Here is a 23,119-nt window from a genome sequence, read left to right as displayed (position 1 = left end):
TCTCTTCCTTTCAATCTAGTAAATTCGTAATATTAGTTCCAACCGTAATCGTAGCGGCTAACGCCGTTGTCCCTCTTGTTCAGTTCGCTAAGTAAAGCCTTTTGTTCCTCTGCAGAAACTCCCGCAAGCTGAAGCTGTCCCCCCATAACCATGGACATTTTTTCTTTGCTGCTTGCCAATTGACGAATTGTTTCTTTCAACATTAGAACTCCTCCTCTTTACTACTATTTTGCCATCTAGTACATTTCTACTATATCAGGTAATAGTTTCTCAGGGAACGCAAAAGTGATTGGTATTTACCGAAATGCGTTTTGCGTGGTTTGCGAATTTATCGAATATCCGCTCAGCAGAAGGGAAAGCCGTTCCTGCCATGCCTTTCCCTGGGGAAAAGTGCCTACAAGCTCGAGACAGCGGTTATAATGCTTGCGTCCTATAACGGAGCCGTACAGAATTGCACCGGATTGCTCGCAAGCCTGCAGGAACATCTCCTTGCGGTGAGACACATCCGTCACGGTTAGTCGCTCTTCCAAGTAGTCGGCAATCCATCCGTGCTCCTCGCTTCTCTCTTCCATCATGTATAAGAGCAGCAGGTTGCGTTTCCTCTGCAAGAAATCATTTTTTTCGTCCCATTTCAACATGTCTCGGACGTCGTTTTTGATTTGCGCCGAAATCCCCAGCTCCACTGCATATTCCGCCACGGTATCGTGCCATGGATGGCCGGCAACCATAACGCCTGTCATGCAGGCGAATACGAATATCGAAGCCGACTTCATCCTGACCATATCCAAATAAGCTTCCTCGGTATGTATTTCGTTCATCAGATCCAGCATCTGGCCGTTAGCCGCCTGAAGCAGCTGCCTGTTCATCATGCGGGCCAGCGCCTCGCTGTCGCTTCTGTTCATTACGCTGTCCATCAACGCCTGCTGAGACAAAGTAACGATGGATGCGGCGACATGAATCGCAATTGGCTGCGGGACTTGCATCCACGGCTTGGACGGGGCGTCTCCATCCTGGAGATCGTCCAGCATATCCGACGCAAGAAGAAATAATTCTACAGCGGCCGCTGCCTGGTAGATTTGCCCCGACCTTCCATTGAACATATGATAGTGGAACACGGTCAGCTCTCCGAAAATATTCGTCTCGCGAAGCTTGTCCTCGACGAACAGGATGGCATGACGAGCCAACGGCTCAGCCTCGAACCACTGGTACACAAGGTCCTTCATGCATTGGCCTATGCGTTCATAGCTATTATCCACGAACCTTCCCCCAAGAGTTACTTTTTACCAGTATACTACGTTTTAGGTGAAGAAACACCCTTATTTCCTTCGTGCTTATTTCCCCCCTCTCTTGTCCGGTTAAGGATCAATGCAATCATCTCCATTCGCTTCGCCAGCAGCTGCTTATGCTGACAGGAGTGATTGCTGCGCGGTTCCTCATGATGTGAGTGATTAAACTTCGACACCTCCTTCCACTTCATTGACGGCATAATGCATATAGACCGCCTCCATCGTCATGCCCCCGTAAGGGAGCTCATCGATTAGTCTCCTGGGCTGATTGCAGGCGACCAGCTGCCCCTCCCGCATAACGCCGACTCGGTCGCAATGGGAATATATCTCGCTCATATCGTGAGAGTTGATAATAATCGTCTTGCCTTGCATTCTTAACGCAGACAGCATCTTCCAGTATTCCTGCTTCGCTCCGGCATCCAGCCCCGTTGTCGGTTCATCCAGAAAGACGATCTGAGGATCGTTGGAGATGGCTATGGCAAGCATTGCTTTCTGACGCAAGCCGCCGGACAGCCGCTTCACTTCCTTGTCGGCGTAAGCCGACAAACCGAACTGCTCAATCAACCCCTCTGTCTCATGGTCCTGATGGAAGAAGCTCTGGAATTTATGCAGCGCTTCTCGCACCGTCAGCTTGTCCACCAGGGAAGTGCTCTGCATGAATATGCTTATATCCTCCTTCAATGCCGAGCTGCCGCCCTTCACATCGACTCCAAGCACCTTGATGGAGCCATTGTCCGGCAAGCGGTGCCCCATCAGCAGTTCCAGTAGCGTTGTCTTACCGGAACCGTGCCTGCCTATAAGACCGAACAATTCCCCACGCTTCACCTGAAAGGATACAGACTTAATCGCTTTATTCTCGCCATAGCATTTGCTGACTGTACTTACTTGAATAACAGCTTGCTCATCCATTCGGGTACCTCCGCCATATACTAGTATAAGTCTACGATAGCTTATAGCCGACCTGATTTCACCGAAAAGATGATTTGTAATTCACGCAACAGCTTTTGCGTGCCGCACAGATCGCGTATACTCTCGTTATACACAGAGATATCCACACCCGTGAATAAATTGTTAGTTAATTCTGTCGATAATTGACGACTCCAGTCAGGCGCCACCGTCCGATTTTCGTTTTCCCATTGCCCCCGCCCCCCTTTCACTATATATTTATCCACTTTATCCACATTATCCACAGAGTCATTGTGAAAAAACTATCCCCGTTTGCATAAAAATATGTACGTCTTGTAAAGCCGCTTTTTACAAAGGGTTTACAAGGATATACACATTATGCTGCGGATATGTGGATAACTTTGTGCACAATGTCGAATCATCCATCGTCTGCCATCTCTGAAAGAAGGCGAAATTTCATCAAAAATGCAAAAAAGACTGTCTCCATTCGCAGCTTCACTACGAAGGAACAGCCTTGCTGAGTATGATCATCCCTCTCTTACTCTACCGACCACTTCTCAAGCGACAATCCGGGGTCGGCCTTCATATTCAGATCGGAATACAGGCCGCGCTCCAGCTTCAAATAAGCGGCGGCCCCGATCATCGCGGCATTGTCCGTGCACAAGGCGTGCGGCGGAATATGCAGCCGTATTCCTTCCGCCTCGCAACTGGCCGACAGCGCTTCGCGCAGCCCCCGATTGGCCGCAACGCCGCCGCACAGCAGCAGCTCCTTCGCTTCATGCCGCTTAACGGCGCGCAGCGCTTTCGTCACGAGCACATCGATGACCGACTCCTGGAATCCTCTTGCAAGAGACCGTTCATCGAGCGGCTGCCCTTTCATTCTCGCCTGATTGATGGCGGCAAGCACCGCAGACTTCAAGCCGCTGAAGCTGAAATCGTAGCTGTCCGCTTCCAGCCAGGCGCGCGGCAGCGGGACAACCTCTTCCGCTTCCGCTGCAAGCCTGTCAATGTGCGGGCCGCCGGGATAAGGAAGCTTCAATGCTCTGGCCACCTTGTCATAAGCTTCTCCTACCGCATCGTCTCTCGTCCTGCCGATCACTTCGAAGCTGCCCTCGCTGCGCATCAGTACAAGCTCTGTATGTCCGCCCGATACGACAAGCGCCATGGCGGGATAGGACAACTCCTGCTGCAGCCTGTTCGCGTATATATGTCCTGCAATATGATGCGTCCCGATCAGCGGGATATCCAGCGCAAGTGCGAGCGTCTTCGCCGCCACGATGCCGACCAGAAGCGCGCCGACCAAGCCCGGGCCTTGCGTTACCGCGATGGCGTCCAGCTCCTTCATCTGATAGCCGGACTGCTCTACCGCCTGTTCCATAATTCTTGTAATGGTCTCTACATGCTTGCGGGAAGCAATCTCCGGTACGACGCCCCCGAATCGCTCGTGCACATCGATCTGACTGGAGACGACGTTCGACCGCACAATCGTACCGTTCTCCACCACAGCGGCCGAAGTCTCATCACAGCTGGTCTCTATCGCCAGTATCAACGACCGGCCATGTCCTTCACGCTCCGTTAATGCATTGCCCTTCATTGCTGCTGCTCCTCCTCGCTCTGTTGCTCGCGTGCAAGCTCCGCCCACATAATGAGCGCATCCTCGTTATTGTCGGAATAGTATCCCTTCCGTATGCCGGCCGGCTGGAAGCCATGCTTCCGGTACAAGCTCTGCGCATGCTCGTTCGAGACGCGCACCTCAAGCGTCATGCGCACCGCGCCGTACTCCATCGCCGTCAATCGCAGCCGATCCAGCAGGCGAGACCCAAGCCCTATTCCCCGGCAGTCGCTTCGTATTGCAATATTGGTGACATGCGCTTCATCGACGATGATCCACATGCCTCCATACCCGATCAGTTCACTTCGATATTCCATCACAACATAACGCGCGAACATATTATTTATCAGTTCATTGCGGAACGCTTCCTCCGACCACGCTATCGTGAACGCTTCTTCTTCAATCGCGAGAATGGCTGGAATATCATGTACCGTCATTGCCCGATATACCAGTTTGTCTGCATGCTCATTCATTTACGACTGCTCACCCGCCTGCTTCGCCTTCAGCTTCACTTCCGCCTCCGTAAGCTGGGTATAATTAGGCACGATATCGTGAGCAGACTGGCCCGCTCCTTCGTTCAGCGCCTTCAAGCCAAGCCGAGCGAGATATTGCCCTTCCATCGTATAAGGCAGCAGATGGGTGCGAACGCCGCTCTCTGCCGCCTTCACGTTCAGCCGCTCCGCTTCCTCTTCGTGCTGCGTCAGATCGCCTGCCACAACAAGCACCGGCCTGCCCTCTTCTTCGGAGAGACGCCGATCCAGCTTGCCCAGCAGGGCATCCACCCACTCCTTCATCAGGAGAATGCCGTCGTCCGCCCAGCGGGTCCAGTTGCCGCCGTCCTGCTCATTCCACCGGAAGCCGCCTGTATATACTTGCCCTCTCCGGGCATCCATAACGGGCATGATCCAGTACTCCCCGGCATCAGCACCGAACTGCGCCTTGCATTGGTGCAGCGCTCCATACCCTAAAGCCTCAAGACTGGAAATCCCCACAACCGGCTTATCCCATGCCCAGCCCAGCGTCTTCGCTGCCGTCACGGCAATCCGGACGCCGGTATACGAGCCGGGTCCTTGTCCGACAACAATGCCGTCCAGTTCCTCCCGGCCTACGCCCGCTTGATCCAGCATAGACTTCATATGCGATATGACATGGACAGAGTGGTTCCGCTCCGCCACCGCTTGCGTCTCACCCTTCACTGCCCCATTCTCTATGACCGCGCCTGCCATCGCCGCTGTCGAAGTATCCAAGGCGATGACCGTCCCTGCGGCAATTCCGCTCATCATTCCGACTCCCCCATCTCATTCAGCAACTGGCACCATTGTGCATAGGGAACGCCATATCCCTTGATTCGAAATTCTCTTGCTCCGTCTCCGGCATGCTCGATATAGATCTCCAGTCGGCGAGGCGGAAGCAGCTCGTCGATCAGACTGGCCCATTCCACAACCGTCACACCATCGCCGAAGAAATATTCGTCCAGTCCAAGCTCGTCGGCTTCCTCCATCGATAGCCGGTATACATCCATATGATAGAAGGACAGCTGCTCCCCCTCGTACTCTTTAATAATTGTGAAAGTAGGGCTGTTCACCACATCTCTTACGCCGATCGACGCTGCGAACGCTTGCGACCATGTCGTCTTCCCCGCTCCCAGATCGCCGTCAAGGGCAATGATCGTTCCCGGCACAGCCAGCTCAGCCAGCTTCCTCGCAAGCCGCATCGTGTCTTCCTGCGAGTGTGCCATCCATATCACTTCACCGTTATTCCATTCCATAACACTCACCCGTTCACTGTAGAAAAATGATTGTAACCCCGCTTCTCAATCGGGATGGTTCTCCCAAAACCGCGAGCCTTGGCTCCTCCCGAATGCCCGGACCGATCTGATCCGGCATCGCTCAAGAGCAGCTCCACGCCGGGATCGCCCGCCTCGACCTGACCGATGATATAGAACGGAAGCCCTTCGCGATGAAAAGCTTCACGCACTTCGTCCGCATCCTCCCCCGCCACTGTCCCCGTCAGTACGTAGTCCTCGCCGCCGTAGAGCATCCAGTCCAGGGGACGAACACCTGCCAGCGCGGCGTAAGCGGTCATGCTGCCGCTCTTCGGCAAGGCTTGCTCGTCGACCATCAACCGCACGCCCGAAGCTTCCGCAATCTCCCACACTTCACTGGCCAGTCCGTCGCTAATATCGTTCAGAGACGTACATGTTCCGCGCTGAAGCAGCAGCCGGCCCGCTCTGACGGATGGCGCCGGCCGCTGGTGCGCGGCGATCAGTCGGGCATACTCCGACCGTTCCGCTTCGCCGGCATGCTGCAGCAGATGCAGACCGGCCGCCGACATGCCGATCGGTCCCGTCACGAACACGGCATCGCCGGGCCGCGCTCCGGAGCGCTTCAGCGCCCGGCCCGCTTCCACAGCTCCCGTCACTGTCACGCTTATCGTCAGATGAGCCGGCGCGGACGTCGTATCGCCTCCGATGACCGCCACGCCATACTTGTCGGCGCATGCGTATATGCCGTCATACAGACGGCGAATGCGGTCTGCATTGTATGACTTCGGCACGCTGACCGCTACGAGAGAATGCAGCGGAACGGCCCCCATAGCGGCTATATCGCTTACATTGCAAGCAAGCGCCTTGTAGCCAATATCTTCATCGGCCATCGTGATGGAACTGAAGTGCACATGTTCCACCATCGTATCTACGGCGAGCACCATATGAGCATCGCCAGACAGGCCGTTAAGGGAGGCGGGCAGCGCGACTACGGCTGCATCGTCGCCGATGCCAAGCTCTACTCCGCGCTCGCGCTGCCACTCCGGCTGCTGTCTGCCGTTTGTCCAGTACGCAATCCTTTTGAACTCGTCCACGTTATTCTCCTCCAGGCCGTCCATCTCCTGCTAATGCCAGTTTCATTGTAACCCAATCCAGGGCGGATTCAAAGCCGCAGCAAAAAACCTCCTCCGCTGCAAATAAGCAGTCCGGAAGAGGCACAATGGGCGTTCACAGCTCTTTCACGATCGTAATATGCAGCTCGTCCTTCAATTCCATCTCGTAGGGAGACTTCAGCTCCGTACCATCCGCTTCCTTAATCACTCGCACTCGGGGACGATGGACAGCGAGCGGATTATTCTCGGTCACGACGACCGTCTGCCCCGTATTCAAGAGCAGCGTCGTGGATACCGGATACACGGATATATGGCTGCAGAACAGCTTGATGAGCTCCAGATCAAAAAAAGTGCCTCCCGCGGCAAATAGAAACTCCACCGCTTCGCTTGTCGTATATCGCTTGCGGTGGGGCCGGGGCGAGACGAGGGCGTCGTACATATCCGCCAGCCCGACGATCTGACCGTACAGATGAATCTCGTCCTTCTTCAGTCCGCGCGGATATCCCGAGCCGTTGAACCGTTCATGATGCTGCAGCGCACAGTGAGCCGATACAATGGATATGTCATGGTACTTGCGTAAAATATCGAAGCCTTCCTTCGGATGCGTTCGCAGCATCTCCTGCTCCTCCGGCGAATAACGGCCGCTGCTCGTCAGCATCTTCTGCGGCATACGGGTCATCCCGATGTCGAACAGCAGCGCTCCTACGCCCAGCTCTTCCAGCTGGATGCGGTTCATTCCTTTCGCAATGCCCATAATGCCGGCCAGCACCGCCACGTTGAAGGAATGCTGGAACAGATAGGCGTCCATGGAATGGATGCTGGACAAGTTGACAAGCATATTCGGCCTGGTCGCCAAGTCCTGCATTATACTGCCGAATATGCTCCGAAAGTTGCGCCCCATATCCGGAGCAATCGTTCTTCCTTTGTCCCCGAAGTCTTCTTTAATGGAAGTCATCGTCTTGTAGATCGTGCTGACCGCCTGTTGCCTGGTCTCTTCCCGAATGGTATCCTCAGGATCTATATCGTCGGTAAGTCCATCTTCAATAAACAAATAATCAATGCCCAAATTGCGCAACCGCTCGATATAACGATCATTCAACTCCACCCCTTCGCCAAGCAGAACGTTGCCATTCTCTTGAAAAACGGGCTTTGCTACTTTGTCCCCAGGCTTGACCATTCCAATTTGTACTCTTCTCATTAGATTGCTCCCGCCCTTGCACTTCCCAGTTTCGACTAGTTCTATCTTATCAGCCATGAAAAGTGCAGGCAAGACATTAAGCCAGCTTTCGCTTCACAACGCAATTGCGTCCATTATACTTGGCCTCGTACAAGGCCGCATCGGCCTGGGCCATCAAGCTTCTAAGAAATCGCTTGGAATCGAACAAACAATCCTCATGGAACCGGTCAATCGATATGACACCCATGCTGATCGTAACCGAAATATCGGAATCGCTCTGATCGGAGCTGATCCGATTATGCTCGACGGCGCTCTTCACCTGCTCCGCGATCACTTCCGCTTGCTCCCGGTTCGTATGGGGAAGATAGACCGCGAACTCCTCTCCTCCGAGCCTGGCCAGCACGTCGGTCAGCCGAATCACGCTCCGTACTGTATCCACCGTACTGCACAGTACTTCGTCGCCTGCCAGATGCCCGTACTTGTCATTCACCGTCTTGAAGAAGTCGAGATCGAATATGAAGAGCGAGAACGGAATGCCGTACCGGATATTATCCGCAACTTCCTTCTCCAGCTGCTCCAGCAAGTATCTTCTATTGAAGCAGCCTGTCAAGCTGTCGGTTACCGCCATCTGCTCGAGCTGCTTGTTCGCCTGATACAGCTTGTCCTGCATGATCAGCAGCTCCGTATTCTGATCCTGAAGCTGTCTGTTCTGCTGATCCGTCTCCATGACGAGCCGGCGCAGTTCGGTTACATCCTGGAAGGTAAGCACCTTCCCCAGCATCTTCTTCTTCCTGTCCAGGATGGGAGCCGACTGCATAATAATATGCCGCTCCGCATCTACCTTCAGCATAATCTCGAACTCCAGACGCTCCAGCGGCCGGGCTTCCATCTCATCGAATATCCGCCGGAACTTCCGCTTCGTCTCTCCCTTGAACTGTCCGCTCAGCATGGCAGGATTGAACACATCTCCGAAGTGGAACCGGAAGATGTGCTTGATCGCCTTGTTCACTTCAATGATCCGGTTGTTCTCGTCCAATACGATAATGCCGGTAGACATCGTATTCATGACATCCTGCTGCGCAATCTGAATAATATCGAACACCTTGCTGCGAATAATCGCATGGACGATATAGAGGGCGGTCAGCATAAGCCCGATCGATATAACCGGAATGAATCGGCCGATGTATGCAATGAGCACGATGTTCAACGCAAAGTCAAGCAACGCGGAAAAAGACAGCAAAAACACGCCGTTGAACGCCGTCCAGATCATGTCGCGGTGCTTGGGGGACTCCTCCCCGTTCTTCAGCTTGTAGAGCAGTATAACGATGGACACGGACATATACAGAGCAAGCTGAGCCACCATGATCCAGAACAACGAGCCATGCTGCTGCTGAATGCCGGACTCCAATGTCTCGTACACGTCCAGAAATTGATGATCGTGATTCCATACAATAATAAGAACCGACACAAGTGCCGGCAACGATAATAGAAACAACACGCTCTTCCTGATGATGAAATAGGATCTGGCCGTCAAAAACAGAATAAACACAAACCAGCCCAGCCCCAATAACGATAGCGCAACATAAGATGCGGATAGGTAAAATAGCCTAAACTGCGATCCGTCCGCAGTATGTGCGGCGAATTGAAACAACGGCCAGAACATGAACAAGACATGCAGCAGCAAATAGATGCGGTGCAAAACCGTGAACGCGCTTGTGATATATATGTACAGCAGCAAGCCTAATAATCCCAGGAATATCGCCAAGTCGAGCCATATTATCCAATCCAATAAGGTTCACCACTTCGTTTGTTAGCCATCTTCTTCCATTGTAGCAAATGTTACCGGTAACGACAATTAGCGAATTTGCAAGAAATGACCGGCATTTTCCCGATCAGTCCGGCCACTTCTCCGCAAGCGCTCTCTCCAATGCAGGCGATAGATGAAGAAAGTGCTTAAAGCTTTTATATTCTTCCCACTTTTGCCGGGATAGTTCTTTTTGCTCACCCTTCACTGCTCGAATCAGCAAATTTTTGGGCGTATGCTCCGGATCGACAAATTCCAACATCTGCACCTTGTAGCCCAGCACTTCAAGCAGGCTCCCTCGCGCCGCATCCGTGGCGAGCGCGGCAAAACGCTCCTTAAGCAGCCCATGCGACAATATAGGCGCCAGCGTGTCGTTCCGGACTTGCCTGAACAGCTCATGCTGGCAGCAAGGTACAGACATGATGACGGAGGCCCCCCAATGAACCGCCTTCGCCAGCGCCGCATCCGTCGCCGTATCGCATGCATGCAGCGTCACGACCATGTCCGCCTTCCGCGTCTCTTCATACTCCGCAATATCGCCTACCTGGAACGCAAGTCCCTCATATCCCAGCTTAGCAGACAAGTCTGAACAAAAACTGATCACATCCGCTTTCAGATCCAAACCTGCGATGTTGACGTCAAAGCCGTGAACGACTTTGAGCAAATGATAGAGGGCAAAGGTCAGGTAGGACTTGCCGCAGCCGAAATCTACAATCTGAATCGTTCGATTTTGCGGAAGCGCATGCATCACATCGCCGACCATCTCGAGGAACCGATTGATCTGACGATATTTATCCTGCTTCTGGGATTTCACGTGCCCGTCCGGCGTCATGATACCCAGCTCTACAAGGAACGGAGCCGCATCTCCCTCCTGGAGAACTCTTTGCTTCTGGCGATTGTGCTGCATATCTTCGGCATTGGCGTTGCCGGTAGGGGAAGACTTGCGGATTGACGCTTTCCCCTTCTTGTTCAACAGAATCTGCACGTCCGCTTCGGGCGTCTTCAAGAGAGCCTGCTTGTAATCCCGCATAAGCGCCTCCAGCAGCTGCTCCCCCGCTCTCTCCGCCTCCACGTTCATATGCGTCACTTTCCTGGCGAAGTGGGACTCGAACTGATAGTGAAATCCATTCTTCAATATGATAGGCCTGACGACGATACGCGTCGGCAACTCCTTGTCCTTGCGGCGCAAGCCGCTCAGAGTAGCACCTCGCAGCGCCCCCTCACCCATCCATCCGATAATGTCCTGCTGCCATGCTTCCTGCATGTGCTCTCACTCCTTCTATTCCCTATCCGAACCGGCTGAAGCCGGCCACGCTTGCCCAATGGCGCTTGCCGTCTCCGCCGCCATCTTCATTACCAGACGCAGCGAGGTCGTCTGAAGCATCCAGTAAGCCTTGGGGCCGAACCGGTTGACGATCCCCTTAATATGATAATGTCCCAGCGGGGGCAAGCCTCTATTTAACGCTTCACCCGGCTCCAGCGGACCGCTTGCCGCCAGCATGCTCCCGACAGCCTCTGGCTTGCCCAGGCATGCGTCAATGGCGATCGTAATCGCTCCGGCAGCCTCGCGCTCCCTTGCAGCCGCTGCAGCGGCTGCAACGCTTCTTGCATCGCATGGCGTATCCAGCGTGCCTATAATATGAGGAAATCCTCTCGCGGCAAGCTCCGAGCCGACCAACGGACCGTAAGCGTCTCCTGTCGAGCAGTCGCTTCCGATGCACAGAAAGGTGATTTGGTCGCAATCCGGATGCCGGACCGCAATATCGTTCAGCAGCCGGCGAAGCTCCTCGCTCGTTGCCGCATATGCGCGCATATCCAACATTTATATTCCTGCCTTTACTTCCGATCTCTTTATAGAGGTTGTCCTTCTCAGTGCTGAAAACCGGGTTTTTTGAACCGTACTATTATGGAATGGCTTTGATGAAGGCTATCCCATCCATTCATTGTAGCCAATTTTCCTACGATCATCAATTTGATTAAAGCGTGTCCCGGCGAAACATGTTACAATGATTGAATCTGACAAGGACGAGAGGGGAAGGTGAAGTCGTGAATTTGGAACAGCATACAGAGGACAATATCGTCTACATGATCGAAGCGATCAAAGTCAAGCTGAAGATGGCGTCAGCCGCAGCGATGCAGGCTTCGAACTTCAAGATCGAGCAATACGAGGACATCAGAGACATTTATGAAGTCGTTCAGTCCAAGAACAACTTCAGCATCAGCGAAGTGGAAGCGCTCGTCTCCGAGCTGGGCAAGCTGCGGAAATAAGCTGGCCCGCTTTGAATTTCCACAAATTTCAATTAACTTTTATATTTCGACATTTTTCCCATTGTACAACATGCAAGGAGAGGCAAAAAAGCAGACACCTTATGGCAAGGTGTCTGCTTTTTCAACTATTCGGGCTGCTGGGAGCCTTCGTCCGATTGTGCTTGCTGTTCTTGCGGCTCCAGCGCCACAATGGACAATTTAATGGAGATATCCTTCTGCTCCCCTTTCAAGAAGTGCGCAAGACGCTCCAGCTTGTCCGCAAGATCCGGCCCCTTCAACGTCGTATTCAATTGGTAATCGAAGGCGTCCGACTTCATCGCTTGGTAACCGCCGCTACGCCAGCCCCGCTCCTCCATCGCGCCGGGACGCTGTTGCAGCTGCTCCTGCACGGGATAGAATTTGTCCGATTTGTTCACCACGCGCTCGTAGATGCGCAGCTTCTTAAGCAGCATGTAATACTGCGCAGAATGCTTGAAATTCCAAGCTTCCCGTATATCCTTCAACGTATAGTCCATCTTCCATCTTTTCAACTTTTCTACTTGCTCGTCAGCGTCTAGCTTCAAAAATTCGTCGAGCGGAAGCATTTTTTCCGGCATACTGACCCCTCCATATAAAAATTAAAAAAAATATATAAATTCAATAAATATTATATAAAAAATACCATAACTTTTACTGAAACACAATAAAGAACCTCCTTTTTCTCACAGAAACTAATCCAATTACACCTGTGGGAATAGGAGGCTCTTACAGTCGGCACTACAGCATTATGATATCGGGGCCAAGGAGATGGCGGACAGGAAGCGGCGGAAGCCCTCCATCCCTTCGGACGAGCGCTTATACACGCCGGCATCCATCAGCACTTGCAGGAACTTGTCTCCCGTCTCTGCGCGTACGATGTCTCTTGCCTGCTCCAGACTTATGCCGGCACCATGTCTCCGGATCAGCTCCTTCGTCCAATCGGCGTGGTTGTGAAGCGGATGTACGGAATCCTCCAGCCTCTTCGCCCCCGTGCCGCCCGCCTCGGTCAGCAATGCCGCGACCGCTTCCAGCTCATCCTTCAGCCTGCCCGGCAATACGGCCAGCCCCATCACTTCGATCAAGCCGATATTCTCTTTCTTAATATGATGCAGCTCCGCATGGGGATGGAATATGCCATCGGGATGCTCTTCGCTGGTACGGTTGTTGCGCAGCACCAGATCAAGCTCATATTCGCCGTCTTCACGCAAGCGGGCAATCGGAGTAATCGTATTGTGCGGCGTGCGCGTTCCATCCGATTGCTCCGTATAGGCCAGAATGTCGGCCGCAGGATCGCTGTATGCCCGCCACGCATCCAGTAGGCGGCATGCCGCCTCATGCACGGCCGTCTTCGACGTTCCGTTCAAGCGGATGACGGACATCGGCCACTTGACGATACCCGCCCGTACCCCAGCAAGCTCGCCGCTCCAGCGGTACGCCTCCTCCACGGCCGCTTCCTCCATCGGGAAGACGTGCCGCCCCGCCTGGAAGTGGTCATGGCTCAGGATGGAGCCGCCGACGATCGGCAGATCCGCATTGGAGCCGATGAAGTAATGCGGGAATTGCTCCACGAAGTCCAGCAGCCGCAGGAATGAAGCATGGGAGACGACCATCGGCTCATGCTCGCCCTTGAACACGATGCTGTGCTCGTTGTAGTACACATAAGGCGAGTATTGGAATAACCACTGCTCTCCCTGAAGCTTCATCGGGATAACCCTCAAATTCTGGCGGGCGGGGTGATCCGCGCGCCCCGCATAGCCGACATTGTCCGCACACAGCAGACACTTCGGATAATGCGCCTGCGGCATACTCTTCAGCCGGGCAATCTCCCTGGGGTCCTTCTCCGGCTTGGACAGATTGATCGTCATCTCCAGCTTCCCGTAAGGGGTGTCGTGAAGCCAATATTTATTCTTCCGAATCCGGTCCATGCGGATATAATTGCTATCGATATTGGCGCGATAGAAGGCGCTCGTCGCCGCGGCGATGCCATCGCTGGCAGCCGTGTCGTGGAATGCTCGGACCGTCTCCGCCGGCCGCGGCATCAGCAGCCCCATCAGACGGGCATCCAGCAGATCGCGCTGCGTCGTCGTATCGTCCGGAATGAGTCCGATGGAGCAGCCGTAATCCAGCAGCGCTTCCAGCAGCTCTCCTGCGCTATCCAGCTCCTCGTTCGGCACGTCTCCCCCATGCGGCTCCGTGAACCGGAACAAGTCCAGCAGCGCATTGCGGGCGAAGCTGACATCCAGCTCATGAAGCAGCTCTCTCTGTTGCGCGAATTGAAGCAGCCTCTCGATCAGCAGCTGCGCTTCCGGCGCGGAAGGAATCGTACGGACTTCGCTTGTTATCTCTTGCATCTGTTGCATCTCCTCTCGCTCCTTCTTCCGTGCTCCGCTTCCCGCTTATTTCCTGTAGCCTTCGGGATGCGCGCTATGCCATTGCCATGCGCTCGCGATAATTTGCTCCAGCGTATTGCGGCTTGGGTTCCAGCCCAGCTCCTTGCGAGCGCGCTCGGAAGATGCGACCAGCACCGCGGGATCTCCCGCGCGGCGCGGCTCCATGACGGCCGGAATGTCTCGTCCGGTCACGGAACGGGCAATGTCGATGACCTCCTTCACAGAGAAGCCTTTGCCGTTGCCCAGGTTGTAGACGGAACTGTCCGCACCGCCGCGCAGCCGCTCCACCGCGAGCACATGAGCGTCGGCCAGATCGCTTACATGGATATAGTCGCGAATGCATGTGCCGTCGGGAGTATCATAGTCTTCGCCGAATACAGAGATATGAGGGCGCTTGCCCAGCGCAGCCTCCAGCACGATCGGGATCAGATGCGTCTCCGGGCTGTGATCTTCCCCGATTGCCCCGCTGTTATGCGCGCCTGCGGCGTTGAAGTAGCGCAGCGATATATACTTGATGCCATGCGCGACATCGTACCACTTCATCATTTTTTCCATAGCCAGCTTCGTCTCGCCGTAAGCGTTCGTCGGAAGTGTGCGGTCGTACTCGTCGATCGGCACGTTCTCCGGCTCGCCATAGGTTGCCGCCGTGGAGGAGAAGACGATACTGCCCACGTTGTATTGCTTCATCTTCTCCAGCAGGCACAATGTCCCGTAGACGTTGTTATGATAGTACTTGCCCGGCTCCTTCATGCTCTCTCCTACCAGAGAGTTGGCTGCGAAGTGGATAACGGCGTCGATGCGATTCTCACCGAATACGGCGTCCATGAAGTCACCGTCGCGCAAGTCCCCCTCGTACAGCTTGCCGGCCAAGAGCGCCTCCCGATGCCCTTGCTGCATATTGTCCACAATGATAATCTCTTCTCCGCGCTCCTTGAGCGCCGCTACCGTATGGGAGCCGATATACCCCGCTCCTCCTGTTACCAATACCGCCATTTTCCTCGTTCCCCTCTCTATGCTTGGATGAAAATTGCGTTAACCGCCACTTATCGCACTGGATGATTGCACAATCTATTGCAGCTGCTCTACGCCGTTGCCGATGCTGCACACATAGAAGTCGGCCGTAAGTCCCGTAGCTTCCATATAGCGCTGACCAACCTCTGCAATGAATGCCTCTACGCTGTCCTCATGGACAAGGGAGACGGTGCAGCCGCCGAAGCCCGCACCCGTCATCCGGGAGCCCAGCACGCCTTCCACTTCGCGCGCAGCATCCACCATTGCATCCAGCTCCGCCCCCGTCACCTCATACAGGTCGCGCAAGGAGTCGTGTGAGCCGTTCATCAGCGCTCCGAAGCGTTCCAGGTCGTTGTTCCTCAAGGCTTCGATCGATTGCAGCACACGGTCAATCTCCTCCACGACATGCTGTGCCCGGTTGCGCACGACCTCATCCGCGATGTGGTGCTTCGCGGCATTGAACTGCTCTACGTTCAGCTCACCCAGCAGCTTAAGCTTCGGATACGCCTCGCGGAGCTCGTCAACGGCCAGCTCGCACTGGCTTCGACGCTCGTTGTACTTGGAATCGACCAGACCGCGGCGCTTGTTCGTATTGCCGATAATCAGCTTGTAGCTGCCCGAATTGAACGGCACCAGCTCATAGGCCAGCGTATCGCACATGAGCAGGATGGCGTGATCCTTCTTGCCGTTCGCAACGGCGAACTGATCCATAATGCCGCATTTCACGCCATTGAACTCATTCTCCGACTTCTGGGCCAGCAAGGCGATCTTCACTGTATCCAGCGGCTGCTTCTCCAAGGAAAGCAACGCATAGGCGGTAACGACCTCGATCGAGGCCGACGAGGACAAGCCTGCTCCGTTCGGGATTTCGCCGTGGTAGAGCAGGTCGTAACCGCTTGTAAAGACGATGCCTTCATCGTGCAGCTCGTTCACGATCCCCTTCGGATAATTCATCCAGTCGTCCGCTTCATCGTACTGAACCGCTTCTATAGACAGCGTCTTGCTGTCGGGGAAATTGGTGGATGCAAGACCCAGCCCATTATCCTCCCGCTTGCGAATGAGCAGCGTCGTGCCGAAGGTGAGCGCCGCCGGGAACACGTAGCCGCCATTGTAATCGGTATGCTCGCCGATCAGATTCACTCTGCCCGGTGCGTGGAATACAGAGATTCCTTGCTCGTCACCGCCGTACAAATCGATAAATTGCTTCTTCAACGCATTCAAATTCGCCATCGTCGATCACATTCCTTTTCGTCAAATAGTATAGCTCCAGTATAGATCATAGAGTGGAGAAGCGAAATGGCGGCATGTGAATTGCATATGGATTTATGTGACTTTTCCTTCTCGGGATGCACATGCTATGATGAAGGGAATAAGACCAGAGAGCCATTCTTGGGATGGAAGCAGGTGAAACCATGGAACAGGAGTACTATAAAGTCGCATCCAATCCGTTCATACCGGATACCGATTCCGAGCCGGTCCCCATGCAAGTGCTGTTCGCAGGGGAAAGCCAGACCAAGCCAGCTCATCGTCTGGGGCCGAAAGTATACGACTTCTACTTGATGCATATCGTGCTGTCCGGACACGGTACCTACTCCGCAGGCGGCGAGCAGCACAGGCTGGGACCGGGACACACTTTCCTTATCCGCCCGGAGCAGCTAATCAGCTATGAATCCGACGGCGCTTCGCCATGGCGATACCGCTGGGTGGCGTTCCGAGGGGACCATATCCCTCTTTTGCTCCAGCAAGCGGGCTTCGCGCCTGAGCGGGAAATCGCATATTTGCCAGACATCCGCAAGGCCGCCCTGCTATTCCATCGTATCTATGAAGTGTTTCGCCATGGCAGGCCGTCGGCTTCCCTGCAAGCGACGGGTTCGCTTCATATGCTGCTCGCCAGCTACAGCGAAGCGCTGCTCCCCGTCAGCCCCGCCGCACGGCACTCCAAGCAGAAGGAGAGCGACCGCCTCTACCAGCAAGTCGTCCATTATCTCAGCACCCAATATACACATCCCGTATCGATTGAAGCGATGGCGGAGACGCTGGGCTATAATCGCGCTTATCTGTCGCGCTTGTTCAAGCGCCAGACAGGCTTGTCCCCCGTCACGTTCCTGCTCAGGCTCCGGCTCGACAAAGCCAGGCACATGCTGCGGGAGCGTCCGGAGCTGACGATTGAGCAGGTCGCCGCCTCCGTCGGCATTCAGGACGCCTTGTACTTCTCCAAGCAGTTCCGAAATATTCACGGCCAATCGCCAACTTCCTACCGCCAAGACATGCTAAACACCCCTGATTAAGGACATACTAGAGGTCGGGGTGACGATGAAAATGAAAGAATTGCACACTGGCCGATTGTATTGGCCGACAACACTGGCGCAAGTCCCCGGCTATCCCTCCCTTGCTTCGTCCGCAAAAGCGAAGGCCGTCATCATCGGAGGAGGGATGTCCGGCATTATATGCGGTTTCGTACTGTCATCGGCTGGCGTGGATACGATTGTAGTGGAAAGAGGAGAAATTGCCGGGGGAAGCACTTCCGCGAACACAGGCTTGCTGCAGTTCTGCAACGATGTCATGCTCTCCGAACTGATCGGCCAGATCGGGGAAGCGGATGCGGAGCTGTTCTACAAAAGGTGCGAGAATGCGGTGGGCCAGCTCACTGCAGCAGCGGATAGCTTGCCGGCCGATGTAGGCTTTCGGAAGCGATCCAGCTTGTATTTCGCGTCGAGCGAGCAGGATCTTCCCAAGCTTAGGCGGGAATACGAAGCATTGGCAGCTTGCGGCTTCCGCGTGGAATACTGGGAGCCGGAGGACATCGCCGCCCGCTTCCCTTTCCGCAAGCCGGGCGCTATTGTTACGCATGGGGACGCCGAGGTGAATCCCTATCAGTTCGTCCACACGCTCGCGGCTTCCGCGGTACGCCAGGGGCTCCGCATATATGAGGGAACCGATATCGTGCGGCACGATACTTCGCCTGACGGCAGCCACCGGCTCCATTCCTCTGAAGGACATCCAATTGAAGCGGAGCATGTCGTCTATGCCGTCGGATACGAGCCGGAAGAGCTTCGCGGCCGCTTGAACAAAGCCGCCTTGAACCGCTCCTATGCGATCGTAACGAATGTGCAGCCGGAGATGGATCTCGCGGCATGGCACGGTAAGTATATGCTGTGGGAGACGGCCAGACCCTACTTGTACTTGCGCACTACACTGGACAATCGTATCGTCTTAGGAGGATTGGACGAGGAGGAGGAGCGGCCTACGCATAACCGCCATACCCAATCGAACCGCAGCGGCAAGCTGCTGGAGCAGCTGCAAGCCTTGTTCCCGGCGCTGAAGCTGGAAGCGGAGTATGAGTGGAATGCCACCTTCGGGGAGTCCCGGGACAATCTGCCGTTCATCGGGGAGGACCCTGCCTGGCCGAATGTCTATTATAGTCTGGGCTACGGCGGCAACGGCACTGTCTACAGCATGGTGGCAGCACACCTGCTGCTTGGCTTGATTCAAGGCAGCAGCACCGACGATGATCGGCTGCTTCTGAACATCCTCTCCTTGAAGCGGACGACGCTTGCGAACTCTTAACCTTTGAAGGTGGCACACTCATTGGCTCGCTCGCCACTCCAGCGTATGTGGCATACACTCGGGGCGCGCACGTAGGCCGTTTCGCTGCTCCAGCGTATGTGGCATACACTCGGGGCGCGCACTTAGGCCGTTTCGCTGCTCCAGCGTATGTGGCATACACTCGGGGCGCGCACGTAGGCCGTTTCGCCGCTCCAGCGTATGTGGCATACACTCGGGGCGCGCACGTAGGCCGTTTCGCTGCTCCAGCGTATGTGGCATACACTCGGGGCGCGCACGTAGGCCGTTTCGCTGCTCCAGCGTATGTGGCATACACTCGGGGCGCGCACGTAGGCCGTTTCGCCGCTCCAGCGTATGTGGCATACACTCGAGGCGCGCACGTAGGCCGTTTCGCCGCTCCAGCGTATGTGGCATACACTCGGGGCACGCACACTGGCCGTTTCGCTGCTCCAGCGTATGTGGCATACACTCGGGGCGCGCACGCTGGTACTCGCGTCTCGAGTGTGTATGCCGCATACGCTGGAAGTGAACAGTCGCACGCTCGTAGCTTTCAAGCCCATGCAGCGCGATGCGTCGCATCAGCTGCCGTCGACGATACGATCGGCGCCGCATCGGCGGAAGACCGCTTCCGCAATGCCCAGCTTGGACAGATCGGGTCCGCCATCCTTGTCCAGCAATGCCTTGCTTTCGTCCGTCTCCACATACAAGATGACAGAGCCGCTCTCGACAGCCTGCGAGCACAGCTCCGACTCCTTGCTGTCCAGACCCGACTTCGCATAGGCGGCCTGATGATCTTCATCCCAATCCCCCGTTACCGCCCCCAGCGCAACCGGAAGACCGCCGGCCAATGTCGTGAACCCTCCCATTCCGGCAACGCTTATCGCCCCGGCCGTTGCTACACCTACTCTCGTGGAAGGGTTGTCTCCGAACGGAGCCGTCGCCTCCTGCGTCAGCTCCAGCTCTCTCATCTCATCCGCATGCACATCCGTCTCCGACTCGATACGCCGGGAATGCTCCCAATCCTTGGCCAGCACCTTCATCTCCCCAGGCGAGAAGCCTGCTTGCTCCAATTGCTCGATTGCATCAATTACCCCTTGCTGATTGTGAAAGATAGCGAATTTTTTGGCCATTGCCTGCCGCCTCCATTCTTGCTTGTCAACTGACACTCCCTCTTGGTATGCCCTAACAGTCCCCGGAACAATCATGCCTGTCGAATAATGGCCATACATGACGGATTGTGGCAGAATTGCGGTAGATGGTTGTACTCCATTGCCGTTCAGGTTATGATGAGGGATAGATGTGTGAAAATATGGATGACGTAAGGGAGGATGGCCAAGCGATGATTCATCGAATGCTGCGCTATCCAGCAAAATGGGATTGGCATATTCTGCAGCTGTCCAAGCAGCCGGAAAAAGAACAGCAAATTCAGGACACCGCAGCCGGAACCCCATCCCTACATGCCGAACCGGATATGTTGGAATTAATGCGTATGCTGCCGGCATGCTCTTCCTGGCTGGAAGAAGCGAAGGAAAGAAGCAGCAATCATATATCAGTTGATTCCTTAACGGATGAAGGAGCGGTCATCAGCGGTACATTAATGGTACAAGCATCGGAAGAACAGTCGGATATTCAGCCCTTCCACTTCTGGCTGTCGGCAGCCACGCTAGTGACGATGCACGGCGATATGAGACTGCCGCTGCGCCTGCAATCTCCTCTTCATACCCAAAAGTACGAACAATGCGGCAGTGCGCCGGAAGCCTTCTTCATCATGATCGGCGTTATTCTGGAAGCGTTCCATGCCGGACTGGACGGCTTCGAACGGCGGCTGGGCGAACTGGAGAAGGCGATGCGTCACCGCAATCGCAGCGGCTTGATCGATACGATCTTCGACAGACGTTACGACCTGCTGCATTGGAGTCATCTGTTCATTCCCGTCAGAGAAGTGCACGGCGCCGCCAAGGAGGCGTTCATGGAGGAACTGACTGCCAAAGACGCCTTCCAGCGCATAACGCATAAGCTGGATCGTATAGATACCTTACTGAAGCACTACTCCCTGGAGATCGATACGCTAATCTCCATGGATGACGCTATGTCCAGCTTCAAGGGCAATGATATTATTCGGACACTGACCATATTCACCGTACTGTGCTTGCCTGGCACGTTAGCGGGAACGCTGATGGGCAGCAATTTCCACTGGTTGCCGCTTAGAGACAAGCCTTGGGGCTTCGTCCTTATGATTGCCGTCATCGCGGTCATTACCGGAGGCCTGTATTTGTGGCTGTGGAAGAAGGGGTGGACCGGCGATATTCTACACTACCGCAAGCGGAAGCAGTCGAGACATTCGACGATTCCTTCCGATGCTCCAGATTACGAAGAAGCCGGCATAAGCGTCAGCCGATCCCGCCGTCATGCGGGCAAGCCGGGGCATCCCTCGGTTGCCGAACGGCCCAAGCCGAATGATGCCGGGAACAGAGAGCAGCCGCTGCAACCGCGAGCAAGAAGGAAGAACGCTGTCCGGAAAGGATAACTCCCCTCTCCGATTCTTATGTCCGGCAATTGAAGAAGCCTCCACATCCGCGCTTGCAAGCGGGTAGGAGGCTTCTTTACTTGGCGCCCGGCAACTAGCGCCCGATTCTTGTCCCGATTCCGCTCTCCGCCGGTACCCATTGCACACTGCGAACATATAATGCAGAACCAGAATGCGCAGAGTGGAGGGATGGAGAGATGAAGACGTTCAAGAACTTTGCACGCATGCACAGACCCGATATGGAAACAGCGCTGTTCCTGGCCGCTGTATGCGGACAAACCTATGTACAATACAACAATAAAGAGGATGGGTTATTCCTCGTCCCAAGAACCTACAGTCTCGTCGGAGGGTTCAAGGCTTCCTCCTATGACAACCGCCCGGAACCGTTCGGCTTCGTGATAACTTCCGAACAATGCTCCATTCTTGCTTTCCGGGGCAGCGGTTCCGCAGTCGACTGGGTATCCGATTTCATTGCGCAGCAGAACTCGTACACACCAGTCCCGAATTCCGGGCTCACCCACAAGGGATTTACCGATATTTATATGTCTGCCAGGAACAGCATTCATATGCTTCTCAATCAGCTTCCCGCAGACAAGCCGTTATTTATAACCGGGCATAGTCTGGGAGGTGCGCTTGCGACGCTCGCTGCGCTTGATGTTGCAAGAAACACCGTATTCTCATCCCCTATTGTCTATACCTTCGCAGCGCCGCGGGTAGGAGACCCCACATTCGTCCAGACTTACAACTATACCGTACACACCCATTGGCGCTTCCAGAACGAATTCGATATCGTGCCGCATCTGCCGCCGCTCGTCTACCAGTCGCCCCGTACGAAAGGAACCTATTACTACCTTCATGTAAAAGGGGAGGTGATGCGCTCCTTCCGCATGGGATCTGTATCGGGCAATCACGTGCTGCCCAGCTACTTCGCCGATCTGTCCAAGGAAGAGCCCGCCGCTGCCGCCCTTATGTGCGCCGACCCGCCCGGCTGGTGCCCCCTGTCGGAATAACGCTTATGCAGGCAGAACATAGAACAGTATGGCAAAAAAGTGAACGATCGACCCCGCCAGCACGAATAAATGCCATACGGCATGATGATAAGGAAAGCTTCTCCACATATAAAATATCGTGCCAACCGTATATAGAACGCCTCCGGCTATAAGGAGCAGGAGCCCTCCCGGAGCCAGATGCGTAACAAGCGGCTTCCAGGCGAAGACGATAAGCCAGCCCATTGCAATGTATACGATCGTGGAAGTAAACAGAAATCGGGACGGGAAGAAGGATTTGAAAAGAACGCCAACAAGAGCCGCTCCCCATACGACGCCGAACAGCACCCACCCCAAAGCTCCCCCGATAATGTGGAAGAGGATTGGCGTATACGTTCCGGCAATAAACACATAAATAAAGGAGTGGTCAAGTGATTCGAATACCCGCTTGGCCTTGCCTTGGGGGAAGCTATGGACAAGCGTGGAGGCCATGTACAGCAGCAGCATCGTAGTGCCGTAAATCGTAAAGCTCACCACATGCCAGGCGGTTCCATCCAATGCAGAGAAAACAATAAGCAGCACCAGGGCCGCAATGCTGAGGAGAGCGCCAATGCCATGTGTGATCGCATTGGCAACCTCCTCTCGTTTTGTAAACGTATGAGTGTTAGCCATTGTATCTACTCCTTCGGAAGC

At 54.8% G+C, this 23,119-nt stretch carries 23 protein-coding genes; 5 read left to right on the top strand and 18 right to left on the bottom strand.

The genetic code is table 11. The features are described 5' to 3' along the window. Positions 1–32: 32 nt before the first annotated feature. The 12 genes from comX to yyaC form a co-directional block, all read right to left on the bottom strand. Entirely contained in the window at positions 33–203 is a 171-nt protein-coding gene (gene comX, locus M6D81_RS24160; protein ID WP_262679733.1) for a competence pheromone ComX, read from the bottom strand. Positions 204–296: 93 nt separating this feature from the next. Beyond that, on the bottom strand, positions 297–1,256 hold the full coding sequence (locus M6D81_RS24155) for a polyprenyl synthetase family protein (protein WP_262679732.1): 960 nt from the start codon (positions 1,254–1,256) through the stop codon (positions 297–299). Positions 1,257–1,448: 192 nt separating this feature from the next. Continuing rightward, positions 1,449–2,195, bottom strand: a complete 747-nt coding sequence (locus M6D81_RS24150) for an ABC transporter ATP-binding protein (RefSeq protein WP_262679731.1) — start codon at positions 2,193–2,195, stop codon at positions 1,449–1,451. Positions 2,196–2,730: 535 nt separating this feature from the next. After that, a complete protein-coding gene (gene tsaD, locus M6D81_RS24145) occupies positions 2,731–3,786 on the bottom strand; it encodes a tRNA (adenosine(37)-N6)-threonylcarbamoyltransferase complex transferase subunit TsaD (RefSeq protein ID WP_262679730.1) in 1,056 nt (351 codons plus the stop codon). Next, complete coding sequence (rimI, locus tag M6D81_RS24140) at positions 3,783–4,277, bottom strand: ribosomal protein S18-alanine N-acetyltransferase (protein WP_262679729.1); 495 nt, start codon at positions 4,275–4,277, stop codon at positions 3,783–3,785. The genes tsaD and rimI overlap by 4 nt, the downstream gene beginning before the upstream one ends. Next, positions 4,278–5,087: a tRNA (adenosine(37)-N6)-threonylcarbamoyltransferase complex dimerization subunit type 1 TsaB gene (tsaB, locus tag M6D81_RS24135; protein ID WP_262679728.1), complete on the bottom strand. Its 810-nt coding sequence runs from the start codon at positions 5,085–5,087 to the stop codon at positions 4,278–4,280. Then, on the bottom strand, positions 5,084–5,572 hold the full coding sequence (gene tsaE / locus M6D81_RS24130; RefSeq protein WP_262679727.1) for a tRNA (adenosine(37)-N6)-threonylcarbamoyltransferase complex ATPase subunit type 1 TsaE: 489 nt from the start codon (positions 5,570–5,572) through the stop codon (positions 5,084–5,086). Before tsaE ends, tsaB begins: the two co-directional genes overlap by 4 nt. A 5-nt stretch (positions 5,573–5,577) precedes the next feature. Beyond that, positions 5,578–6,687 carry a thiamine-phosphate kinase gene (gene thiL, locus M6D81_RS24125; RefSeq protein WP_410795787.1) on the bottom strand — a complete coding sequence of 370 codons (1,110 nt, stop codon included), beginning with the start codon at positions 6,685–6,687 and terminating at the stop codon, positions 5,578–5,580. Positions 6,688–6,796: 109 nt separating this feature from the next. After that, positions 6,797–7,879, bottom strand: coding sequence for an HD-GYP domain-containing protein (locus M6D81_RS24120; RefSeq protein ID WP_262679725.1), 1,083 nt, complete (start codon positions 7,877–7,879; stop codon positions 6,797–6,799). Between the two features lie 76 nt (positions 7,880–7,955). After that, entirely contained in the window at positions 7,956–9,647 is a 1,692-nt protein-coding gene (locus M6D81_RS24115) for a histidine kinase N-terminal 7TM domain-containing diguanylate cyclase (protein ID WP_262679724.1), read from the bottom strand. A gap of 103 nt (positions 9,648–9,750) precedes the next feature. Next, positions 9,751–10,926, bottom strand: a complete 1,176-nt coding sequence (locus tag M6D81_RS24110) for a class I SAM-dependent methyltransferase (protein ID WP_262679723.1) — start codon at positions 10,924–10,926, stop codon at positions 9,751–9,753. Between the two features lie 15 nt (positions 10,927–10,941). Beyond that, positions 10,942–11,484: a spore protease YyaC gene (gene yyaC, locus M6D81_RS24105; RefSeq protein WP_262679722.1), complete on the bottom strand. Its 543-nt coding sequence runs from the start codon at positions 11,482–11,484 to the stop codon at positions 10,942–10,944. Positions 11,485–11,708: 224 nt separating this feature from the next. Here yyaC and M6D81_RS24100 point away from each other — a divergent pair, with 224 nt between their 5' ends. Further along, positions 11,709–11,930, top strand: a complete 222-nt coding sequence (locus M6D81_RS24100; RefSeq protein ID WP_262679721.1) for a DUF1128 domain-containing protein — start codon at positions 11,709–11,711, stop codon at positions 11,928–11,930. A gap of 125 nt (positions 11,931–12,055) precedes the next feature. Here M6D81_RS24100 and M6D81_RS24095 read toward each other — a convergent pair whose 3' ends face one another. The 4 genes from M6D81_RS24095 to M6D81_RS24080 all read right to left on the bottom strand — a co-directional run bounded on the left by M6D81_RS24095 (position 12,056) and on the right by M6D81_RS24080 (position 16,579). Then, positions 12,056–12,526, bottom strand: coding sequence for a hypothetical protein (locus tag M6D81_RS24095; RefSeq protein WP_262679720.1), 471 nt, complete (start codon positions 12,524–12,526; stop codon positions 12,056–12,058). A gap of 168 nt (positions 12,527–12,694) precedes the next feature. Continuing rightward, positions 12,695–14,299, bottom strand: a complete 1,605-nt coding sequence (locus tag M6D81_RS24090; RefSeq protein WP_262679719.1) for a UDP-glucose--hexose-1-phosphate uridylyltransferase — start codon at positions 14,297–14,299, stop codon at positions 12,695–12,697. A gap of 45 nt (positions 14,300–14,344) precedes the next feature. Further along, entirely contained in the window at positions 14,345–15,331 is a 987-nt protein-coding gene (gene galE, locus M6D81_RS24085; protein ID WP_262679718.1) for a UDP-glucose 4-epimerase GalE, read from the bottom strand. 75 nt (positions 15,332–15,406) lie between these two features. After that, the gene (locus tag M6D81_RS24080) at positions 15,407–16,579 is read right to left on the bottom strand and encodes a galactokinase (RefSeq protein ID WP_262679717.1); all 1,173 of its coding nucleotides are present in this window, start codon (positions 16,577–16,579) and stop codon (positions 15,407–15,409) included. A 182-nt stretch (positions 16,580–16,761) separates the two neighbouring features. On the opposite strand from M6D81_RS24080, the gene M6D81_RS24075 reads away from it, so the two are divergent. Beyond that, positions 16,762–17,637 (top strand): AraC family transcriptional regulator, encoded by an 876-nt coding sequence (locus M6D81_RS24075; protein ID WP_262679716.1) that lies wholly within the window; start codon positions 16,762–16,764, stop codon positions 17,635–17,637. Positions 17,638–17,662: 25 nt separating this feature from the next. Continuing rightward, complete coding sequence (locus M6D81_RS24070; protein ID WP_262679715.1) at positions 17,663–18,916, top strand: NAD(P)/FAD-dependent oxidoreductase; 1,254 nt, start codon at positions 17,663–17,665, stop codon at positions 18,914–18,916. Positions 18,917–19,491: 575 nt separating this feature from the next. On the opposite strand, the gene M6D81_RS24065 is transcribed toward M6D81_RS24070, so the two are convergent. Further along, positions 19,492–20,043, bottom strand: coding sequence for a general stress protein (locus M6D81_RS24065; protein WP_262679714.1), 552 nt, complete (start codon positions 20,041–20,043; stop codon positions 19,492–19,494). 209 nt (positions 20,044–20,252) lie between these two features. On the opposite strand from M6D81_RS24065, the gene M6D81_RS24060 reads away from it, so the two are divergent. After that, positions 20,253–21,440: a magnesium transporter CorA family protein gene (locus M6D81_RS24060; protein ID WP_262679713.1), complete on the top strand. Its 1,188-nt coding sequence runs from the start codon at positions 20,253–20,255 to the stop codon at positions 21,438–21,440. A 197-nt stretch (positions 21,441–21,637) separates the two neighbouring features. Then, complete coding sequence (locus M6D81_RS24055) at positions 21,638–22,450, top strand: lipase family protein (RefSeq protein ID WP_262679712.1); 813 nt, start codon at positions 21,638–21,640, stop codon at positions 22,448–22,450. Positions 22,451–22,453: 3 nt separating this feature from the next. Here the strand turns inward: M6D81_RS24055 and trhA are convergent, their stop codons facing one another. Next, complete coding sequence (trhA, locus tag M6D81_RS24050) at positions 22,454–23,098, bottom strand: PAQR family membrane homeostasis protein TrhA (protein ID WP_262679711.1); 645 nt, start codon at positions 23,096–23,098, stop codon at positions 22,454–22,456. Positions 23,099–23,119 lie beyond the last annotated feature (21 nt).

The sequence above is a fragment of the Paenibacillus sp. J5C2022 genome (assembly GCF_025567625.1).
Taxonomy (GTDB): Bacteria; Bacillota; Bacilli; order Paenibacillales; family Paenibacillaceae; genus Pristimantibacillus.
This window is presented reverse-complemented; position numbering and strand designations above follow the sequence as displayed.

Coding starts and splice junctions, on each gene's coding strand:
- comX (WP_262679733.1), bottom strand. CDS start 203: ATGTTGAAAGAAACAATTCGTCAATTGGCAAGCAGCAAAGAAAAAATG.
- M6D81_RS24150 (WP_262679731.1), bottom strand. CDS start 2,195: ATGGATGAGCAAGCTGTTATTCAAGTAAGTACAGTCAGCAAATGCTAT.
- tsaD (WP_262679730.1), bottom strand. CDS start 3,786: ATGAAGGGCAATGCATTAACGGAGCGTGAAGGACATGGCCGGTCGTTG.
- rimI (WP_262679729.1), bottom strand. CDS start 4,277: ATGAATGAGCATGCAGACAAACTGGTATATCGGGCAATGACGGTACAT.
- tsaB (WP_262679728.1), bottom strand. CDS start 5,087: ATGATGAGCGGAATTGCCGCAGGGACGGTCATCGCCTTGGATACTTCG.
- tsaE (WP_262679727.1), bottom strand. CDS start 5,572: ATGGAATGGAATAACGGTGAAGTGATATGGATGGCACACTCGCAGGAA.
- thiL (WP_410795787.1), bottom strand. CDS start 6,687: ATGGACGGCCTGGAGGAGAATAACGTGGACGAGTTCAAAAGGATTGCG.
- M6D81_RS24120 (WP_262679725.1), bottom strand. CDS start 7,879: ATGAGAAGAGTACAAATTGGAATGGTCAAGCCTGGGGACAAAGTAGCA.
- M6D81_RS24110 (WP_262679723.1), bottom strand. CDS start 10,926: ATGCAGGAAGCATGGCAGCAGGACATTATCGGATGGATGGGTGAGGGG.
- yyaC (WP_262679722.1), bottom strand. CDS start 11,484: ATGTTGGATATGCGCGCATATGCGGCAACGAGCGAGGAGCTTCGCCGG.
- M6D81_RS24095 (WP_262679720.1), bottom strand. CDS start 12,526: ATGCCGGAAAAAATGCTTCCGCTCGACGAATTTTTGAAGCTAGACGCT.
- M6D81_RS24090 (WP_262679719.1), bottom strand. CDS start 14,299: ATGCAAGAGATAACAAGCGAAGTCCGTACGATTCCTTCCGCGCCGGAA.
- galE (WP_262679718.1), bottom strand. CDS start 15,331: ATGGCGGTATTGGTAACAGGAGGAGCGGGGTATATCGGCTCCCATACG.
- M6D81_RS24080 (WP_262679717.1), bottom strand. CDS start 16,579: ATGGCGAATTTGAATGCGTTGAAGAAGCAATTTATCGATTTGTACGGC.
- M6D81_RS24075 (WP_262679716.1), top strand. CDS start 16,762: ATGGAACAGGAGTACTATAAAGTCGCATCCAATCCGTTCATACCGGAT.
- M6D81_RS24070 (WP_262679715.1), top strand. CDS start 17,663: ATGAAAATGAAAGAATTGCACACTGGCCGATTGTATTGGCCGACAACA.
- M6D81_RS24065 (WP_262679714.1), bottom strand. CDS start 20,043: ATGGCCAAAAAATTCGCTATCTTTCACAATCAGCAAGGGGTAATTGAT.
- M6D81_RS24060 (WP_262679713.1), top strand. CDS start 20,253: ATGATTCATCGAATGCTGCGCTATCCAGCAAAATGGGATTGGCATATT.
- M6D81_RS24055 (WP_262679712.1), top strand. CDS start 21,638: ATGAAGACGTTCAAGAACTTTGCACGCATGCACAGACCCGATATGGAA.
- trhA (WP_262679711.1), bottom strand. CDS start 23,098: ATGGCTAACACTCATACGTTTACAAAACGAGAGGAGGTTGCCAATGCG.